A 6,978-nucleotide genomic window follows, 5' to 3' on the forward strand; every position below is an offset into this window, starting at 1 on the left:
TGCCGGGGAAGAGGGGCTTGGGCCGGTTCGGCATTTCAGCCGGTCGCGTGCTTCTACGGGACGAGGTCGGGCAGGCCCGCGGAGACGAGGATCCCTGCCCGGTCGATGGCGACGCGTCCCTCCTTGAGTACAGCGTGCACCTGGGCGGGGTCGGCGAGGGAGTCGATGGCGTCCAGGGGGTCGGTGCCGCAGACGACGAGGTCGGCGGCCTTGCCGGCGATCAGGCTGCCGGTGCTGTCGCCCACGCCGCACAGGTCGGCGGCGTCGGAGGTGGCCGCCCGGACGGCCTGGAGCGGGGTCATGCCGCCGATGCGGACGAGCAGTCCCAGCTCCTTGAGGTTCTGGCCGTGGGGGGCGATCAGGCCCGCGTCGGTTCCCATCGCGATGCGGACCCCGGCTTCCACGGAGCGGGCCACGGACTCCTGGGCGACCCTGTGCCAGTGCACGGCCTTGGCGTGGACGGCCGCCGGCACGGAGGACGGGTCGGGATCGGCCGTGGTCTCCAGGAGGGTGGGCACGAGGAACTGGCCGCGTTCGGCCATCTCCGCCCGCAGCTCGTCGGTGAGGGCGTAACCGTGCTCGATGCTGCGGACCCCGGCGCGGACGGCCGCGGCGATCCCGGGCTCCCCGATCGCGTGGACCGCGACGGGCAGGCCGCCGTACGCCTCGGCCTCCTCCACCGCCGCGCGGATCATCTCGGGCCGCAGTCCGAGCCATTCGGGCTGGTCGTGCGGGGAGGTGACCCCTCCGCTGGCGGCGAGTTTGACGCAGTCGGCGCCGGCGGAGACGAGTTCGCGCACGCGGGTGCGGATGTCGTCGACGGTGTCCACGATGCCGGGAGGGCTGCCGGGGAAGGCGACGGCGGCGTCGAGGGCGTCGATGCCGCTCGGGAGGCGGAAGTCGGCGTGGCCCGCGGTCTGGCTCAGCATGCTCACCGCGACCAGGAGCCGCGGTCCCGCGATGCGGCGTTCGGCCACGGCCCGCCGGAAGCCCGCGTCGAGTCCCATGAGGTCGCGCGCCGTGGTCACCCCGTTGTGCAAGGTGACGCGGAGCCGTTCGAGCACCTTCAGCGTCCGGTAACTGACGGGTTCGGCCGCACCCGCCAGCGGGTTCTCCACCGGGCCCGGCAGGGCGAAGTGCACGTGCGCGTCGATGAACCCCGGGCAGACGGTCCGCCCGCCCAGGTCCACTCGGGTCGCGTGGCGCAGGCCGGGATCGTCGGGCGCCTCGTCGGCGGGACCGCACCAGCGGATGAGGGTGCCCTCGATCACCAGGACCCCGTCGGGGACCGGCGGGGCGCCCGTGCCGTCGACGATCCGGGCGTGGTGCAGCACGACGGGGAGGGAAGACACGGCGATCCTTCGGTCCGGGCGACGGTGACGCGATCGTGCCACGGCGGTCCCCCGGTTCCGGGGACCTCGCCGTCGTGCCACCCGGCGGTGCGAGAAGCCGTTGCGGCATGCGCACCCTGCCGTCGGAGGAAAATTTAATACCCTGGGGGGTATTATTGCCTGCGGGCACGGGAGTGGACGGGGCGCCGAGACGGCACAAGCGACCACCACGCCGCGGCCCTCCCCGAGTGCGTGGACCGGACCGGCGCCGAAGGATTGCGGTGCGCTTCCCGGGCAACGCCGCGGGGTGGAGGGCTTTGGAGCGAGCGCGTGGGGCAGCGCGCCACCGGGCGGTCCTCATGGGCGATCACGCCGCCGACTCGTCGCCACAACGTACCGACAGGGGTGTCGACAACATCCGCTAGGATGCCGACACTGCCGTCGTCAAGTTTGAGCAAAGTGACGGCGCGTCCAGTCCTCGTCACCCGATCCACTTCATCGCTCGGAGAGCTCCGTGTTCCTTGCCCTACGCGATCTACGCTTCGCCCGCGGTCGCTTCGCCCTGATGGGCGCGGTGGTCGCGCTCATCGCCGTGCTCGGCGTCCTTCTGTCCGGGCTCGCCTCCGGTCTGGCGGACGCCGGCATATCCGGTCTGCGGGCACTGCCCGTGACCCACATGGCCTTCGACGAGAAGGCGACCAGCGAGCAGTTCTCCCGTTCGACCGTGGAACGGGAGGACTGGCAGGCGTGGTCCACGGCCCCGGGAGTGGAGCGGGCGGAGCCGTTCGGGAACACCCTGGCCAATGCCCAGGTGACCCAAGGCGCCAAGAAGGGCGAGCAGGTCAACCTCGCCGTCTTCGGCATGGCACCCGACTCCCCCCTGGCCCCGAGGCCCGGCAAGGGCGAGGGCCTGGAAGAGGGCAGTGCGGGCATCGTGATCACCCAGGAGATCGCCGACCTGGGCGTGGAGGTCGGGGACGTCCTGACCACGGACAAGAGCGAGGTACGGCTGAGGGTCGTCGGTCTCGTCGACGAAACGGTCTCCTACGGCCACATCGGCGTGGCCTACACCGACCTCAACACCTGGCGCCACCTCCACTACGGCCTGCCCGGAGACCTGCCGGAGGCCGCCGAGCGACAGGCCACGGCCGTCGCCCTGACCCTTGAGCCGGGCGCCGACGTCACGGCCGTGGAGAAGGCGACCGCCACCCGCGCCGACACCAAGGAGACCACCTTCGGCGCGTCCCCCGGCTACGAGGCCGAATCGAGCACCATGGCCCTGATCAAGGGCTTCCTGTACGCCATCTCCGCCCTGGTCGTCGGCGCGTTCTTCACCGTGTGGACCGTGCAGCGCAAGGCCGAGATCGCCCTGCTGAAGGCGCTCGGCGCCCCCACCGGATACATCCTGCGCGACGCGCTCGCCCAGGTCGTCGCCGTGCTCGTCGGTGCCACGGCCGCCGGCACCGCCGTGGGCCTGGCCCTGGGCAGCGCGATGATCGGCAAGGCCCCCTTCTCCCTCTCCGCCCCGGCCATCGCCACCTCCTCCGGCCTCCTCGTCCTCCTCGGGACCGTGGGCGCCGTCGTCGCCGTCCGCCGCATCACCGCCGTCGACCCCCTGACCGCTCTGGGAGCCACCCGATGACCACCCCCGCCACGGACCACCAGGCCACCGCGGACCCCACGGGCTCCGGCGGACTGCGCCTCGACGACGTCACCCTCGCCCTCGGCGACGGCGATGCCGCCGTCACCGCCCTCGACCACGTCGCCCTGACCGTCGCCCCCGGCGAGTTCGTCGCCGTCGTCGGCCCCTCCGGGTCCGGCAAGTCCAGCCTCCTCGCCGTCGCCGGCGGCCTCCAGCGCCCCACGTCGGGCACCGTGCGCATCGCCGGCACCGAACTGACCGCCCTGCCGGACAAGCAGCGCACCGCCGCCCGCCGCCGCCACATCGGCTTCGTCTTCCAACAGTCGAACCTGCTGGCCTCCCTCACCGTCAGGGAACAGCTCCTGCTGCCCCTGCACATCGACGGCCGCCTCGACACCGCAGCCCGTGCCCGAGCCGACGAACTCATCGAGGCGGTCGGACTGACCCACCGCGCAGGCTCCCGCCCCCACCAGCTCTCCGGCGGCGAGCGTCAGCGCGCCGGCCTGGCCCGCGCCCTGATGACCTCCCCCACCGTCCTGCTGGTGGACGAACCCACCTCGGCGCTGGACCGGGTGCGTTCGGCCGAGGCGGTACGGCTGATCGCCGAGCAGACCCATGAACACGGCACGGCCACGGTCATGGTCACCCACGACACGGCGATAATGGACGCAGCCGACCGGGTGCACGAGATGGTCGACGGCCGCCTGTCCTGAGCGGCGGCCGCGGACCGGAACCTCGCTCCCGGCCCCGCCCGCCCCTCCAGGAGCCCTCCCCTCATGCCGAAGATCAACGCCTCCACCGTCGCCGAACACCGCGCCCAGCAACGCGAGGCGCTGGTCGAGGCGGCGATCGACATCCTGGTCGGCGAAGGCGCCGCCGCCGTCACACCGGCGGCGGTCGGCGCCCGCGCCGGCCTGGCCCGCTCCAGCGTCTACCAGTACTTCGACTCCTCGGCAGCACTCCTGGCCACCATCACGGAAGAAGCCTTCCGGCGCTCCAACGAGGCACTCGCCCGCGCCCTGGCCACTGCGAACGGCCCGCTGGAACGCGTCGAAGCCTTCTTCAGGGAAAGCCTCCGCCTCGGCGCCGAGGGGGCACACCGGCCCGCCGCCGCCCTCATGAGCGCCGGCCTCCATCCCGCCTGCCAACAACGGTTGACGGAACTCCACTTGGAACAGGTCGAACCCTTCCGGGCCGCCGTCCGGGACCTCGGCGTGCCCGAGCCCGCACTCACGGCCGACCTGATCGCCGGAATGCTGCACACGGCCCTCGCCGCCGTCGAGAACGGCGCTCCGCTCTCATCGGTCACCCATCGCACCCTCGGACTCGTCCGCCGATGCCTCGATCCGGCCGGCAGTACGCCCCGCCCCTCCGAAGCAGGACGCTGAACCCACACTCGTGGTACCGCTGACCGATAAGGCCGGCCAGGCCCACCACCCGGCGGACCCGGTCCGTCCTACGGACGCCGTCCGGGTCAGACCCGTCCGCGGATCCGGACACCCCCGCTCACAGCACGCCTTGCGGATCAGGAGGCGGGCGAGCCCGGGGCCGCGCCCCCGCCGGATGCCGTCGGCCAGGTACGCCGTGCCGCCCAGGAGGTCGGTGCCGCAGATCGCGCAGGGCCGAGAACCGTTACGCGTGGCCATCACGGTTTCAGCGTTCCGCACGCCTCCACGTGACGCCCGCCGTTTTGCTCCCTGCCCGAGCGGGAGGCGGGCCGAGAGGCGCAGCGGCGCCGGGAGGACGTGGTCCGGCACGCGCAGTCCGTCGGGCCGCTCAGGAGCAGGCCCTGCGGGCGCCGGTTTCCGCGCCGCGGCCGCCCCGAATGCAGGCCGGCGCCCTGGTGTGTGAAGCGTGGCATCGGCCGCTCTGCTCTCTTCCGGCCAAGGCCCGCCATCCCATCGTGCGATGCGGTCCGCTCAGGCGAGCGGGCCGAACACTTGGTCGTCGCCGGGCACGTAGTACTCGTACGTCTCGGTCCACTCGTGCCGCCAGCCGGGGCGCCCGGCGTCCCGCTCGGCGTCGGCCAGCACAAGCACCACCCGGGCCCACTGCACGGCTGCGGCTCCGACGGCGGGCGAGGGATCTTGTGCTGCGCGCCGGACGAACTCGTCGAAGTGGCCCAGAAGCAGCACCTTGGCATCGCGGCCAGGACGGATCGGTACCAGGCGGCGATCTCCCGCAAATGCCGGGTGAAGTCGTAGACGGTCATGGGCAAAGCGTGCCCGCCGCGACGGGACGACGCCCCACGGGGGTGGCTCTGTCCACCCAGGCAGGCGCGGGCACGACTTCTCCGGCCCGGGCTTTCGGACACCGGGACGGTCGTGGTCGCACGGTGGGGTGATCACCAGCGCACCCCCGTGACGGCTGATACCCCGGCAGATGGGCCGGTCATGCGAATCAGCCGAATCGAGCTCTTGAGCCCGGCGGTCCTGGGCGCTGCGGCTCTGACGACTCTGCCGGCCGCGACGGCCGTATCGGCGGCGGCGGACCGGCCGTGTGCCGCGTCCACGCGGTGGGAGGGCGACCGGAAATGCTACACGGCCACCGCGCAGGGCGTCGCCCTGGTGGACCTGCACATCCAGACGATGCGGGGCCGTGATCACGCGCGGGCCGAGGGGATGGTGGAGGAGGGTGGCGCGGTCTGGATGGAGGTGAAGAAGAACGGCGGACCGGCGAAGCGGGTGTACCTCAAGAGGGTGCCGAAGGGCGGCCCCGAGAACCCGTACGCGGAATCGCGGCAGAAGTCGACGGGCTGGCAGTACGACGGCCCCGGCTACCTCGTCCGGGGATGCGCCGCGAACGCGGGCGACCGCCTCAAGGCATGCACGGGATGGCACTGACCACGCACCCCTCCGTGTGAGGCGGCGCACCGAATCCGTTCGGTTGAAGGCTCGTTGACCGGGAATGACCCTTCACTACCTGCCTACCGCCACCACCGCCGAGGGACACGGGCCGGATCCCGCTCAGACGCTGCCCTTCGCCTTGACCGTTTTCGTGGAGTCCGCCGACGAGCCGGGAGAGCGTGAGCCGTGGCAGGGGGAGGCCGAGGCCCTCGCGGACGCGGCGGCGGTCGGCCGGCGAGCGGCGGAATGGATCCGGGCCCTGCCGCTTCCTCTTCCGGGCGGGGCCTGGATCTGCGGTCCGCTGGCCGATGCCGTGGAAGAGGCGATGGCCGCTTTGGACCCGGCAGACTGCGACGATGCCGACCGCTCCGGTCATGGCGGTGTCTCGGAGTCGGCGCGGCAGCGCCTGGACGGACTCGTCCACGACGTTGCCGCCATGGCTCCTCTGACCACAGCCCAGAAGACCGCGCTGTTCGCCGTGGTCCACTGCGCCCAGGGCATCCCCAAGGCCCTCGCCAACGACCCGGGAACAGTCATCGGCGCAGACCTGGCGGCCGTGTGCGAGATCATCCGCGGCGTCCTCGACGGGGCGGCGTGACCCCATCGGGCGAGGTGACCGGCCGGAGCCGGCCGCGTTGATCCGGCCATGAACAAGATCATCACCGCTGTCGCCGCGCTCCTCACCGCCGGACTCGCACCCATCACGACCGCCGCTCCCGCACCGGTCCAGGACACCCGCCTCCAGCTGACCGTCGAGCGCACCGAGAGCGGTCCAGGAACCGTCGCCGTCGTCTGGCTCGACTGCCCCGGCAGCGGGCGCCCCGCCCACCCGCACCGTGCCGGAGCCTGCGCGGACCTGGAGGCCGCCGCCGGCGACTTCGACCGTCTCCCCGGCCGGGACACCGCCGTCTGCTCCAACGAGACCGTCACCATCACCGTGACCGCGGACGGCACCTACCACGGCCGCGCAGTCCGCTGGGAGCACACGTACGCAACCGACTGCGAGCGCCAGCTCGCGACCGGCGACGTCTTCGAGTTCTGACGGGCACTCCGGCCCGAACACGGGCAGGAGACCCGTACGCTGACCGCAAGACAGGTGAAGTCGACCGGTCAGTGCGCTCCCCGCACCCGCCTCACACGCTTCCCCGGCCTCCCCCGT

General features: G+C 72.5%; 8 protein-coding genes. 6 read left to right on the forward strand and 2 right to left on the reverse strand.

Annotation, left to right across the window (positions count from 1 at the left end; genetic code table 11):
• Positions 1 to 53: 53 nt before the first annotated feature.
• Positions 54 to 1,352 carry a metal-dependent hydrolase family protein gene (locus IE180_RS34940; RefSeq protein ID WP_229861222.1) on the reverse strand — a complete coding sequence of 433 codons (1,299 nt, stop codon included), beginning with the start codon at positions 1,350 to 1,352 and terminating at the stop codon, positions 54 to 56.
• Between the two features lie 493 nt (positions 1,353 to 1,845).
• Here IE180_RS34940 and IE180_RS34945 point away from each other — a divergent pair, with 493 nt between their 5' ends.
• The 3 genes from IE180_RS34945 (at position 1,846) to IE180_RS34955 (ending at position 4,361) form a co-directional block, all read left to right on the forward strand.
• Positions 1,846 to 2,973, forward strand: a complete 1,128-nt coding sequence (locus tag IE180_RS34945) for an ABC transporter permease (protein WP_190160977.1) — start codon at positions 1,846 to 1,848, stop codon at positions 2,971 to 2,973.
• Entirely contained in the window at positions 2,970 to 3,686 is a 717-nt protein-coding gene (locus tag IE180_RS34950; protein ID WP_190160978.1) for an ABC transporter ATP-binding protein, read from the forward strand. The genes IE180_RS34945 and IE180_RS34950 overlap by 4 nt, the downstream gene beginning before the upstream one ends.
• Before the next feature lie 63 nt (positions 3,687 to 3,749).
• Entirely contained in the window at positions 3,750 to 4,361 is a 612-nt protein-coding gene (locus IE180_RS34955; RefSeq protein WP_190160979.1) for a TetR/AcrR family transcriptional regulator, read from the forward strand.
• Between the two features lie 531 nt (positions 4,362 to 4,892).
• Here the strand turns inward: IE180_RS34955 and IE180_RS34960 are convergent.
• On the reverse strand, positions 4,893 to 5,108 hold the full coding sequence (locus tag IE180_RS34960; RefSeq protein WP_190160980.1) for a hypothetical protein: 216 nt from the start codon (positions 5,106 to 5,108) through the stop codon (positions 4,893 to 4,895).
• A 258-nt stretch (positions 5,109 to 5,366) separates the two neighbouring features.
• Between IE180_RS34960 and IE180_RS34965 the strand changes: the two genes are divergently transcribed.
• The 3 genes from IE180_RS34965 (at position 5,367) to IE180_RS34975 (ending at position 6,861) form a co-directional block, all read left to right on the forward strand.
• Positions 5,367 to 5,816 (forward strand): hypothetical protein, encoded by a 450-nt coding sequence (locus IE180_RS34965; protein WP_190160981.1) that lies wholly within the window; start codon positions 5,367 to 5,369, stop codon positions 5,814 to 5,816.
• 142 nt (positions 5,817 to 5,958) lie between these two features.
• Positions 5,959 to 6,417, forward strand: a complete 459-nt coding sequence (locus IE180_RS34970; RefSeq protein WP_190160982.1) for a hypothetical protein — start codon at positions 5,959 to 5,961, stop codon at positions 6,415 to 6,417.
• Positions 6,418 to 6,465: 48 nt separating this feature from the next.
• Complete coding sequence (locus IE180_RS34975) at positions 6,466 to 6,861, forward strand: SSI family serine proteinase inhibitor (protein WP_190160983.1); 396 nt, start codon at positions 6,466 to 6,468, stop codon at positions 6,859 to 6,861.
• The last annotated feature ends 117 nt before the right edge of the window (positions 6,862 to 6,978 follow it).

The sequence above is a fragment of the Streptomyces litmocidini genome, assembly GCF_014649755.1.
Classification (GTDB): domain Bacteria; phylum Actinomycetota; class Actinomycetes; order Streptomycetales; family Streptomycetaceae; genus Streptomyces; species Streptomyces litmocidini.

Bases quoted from the DNA above. Each gene is read 5' to 3' on its own strand.
- IE180_RS34955 (WP_190160979.1), top strand. From the start codon at position 3,750: ATGCCGAAGATCAACGCCTCCACCGTCGCCGAACACCGCGCCCAGCAA.
- IE180_RS34975 (WP_190160983.1), top strand. From the start codon at position 6,466: ATGAACAAGATCATCACCGCTGTCGCCGCGCTCCTCACCGCCGGACTC.
- IE180_RS34965 (WP_190160981.1), top strand. From the start codon at position 5,367: ATGCGAATCAGCCGAATCGAGCTCTTGAGCCCGGCGGTCCTGGGCGCT.
- IE180_RS34950 (WP_190160978.1), top strand. From the start codon at position 2,970: ATGACCACCCCCGCCACGGACCACCAGGCCACCGCGGACCCCACGGGC.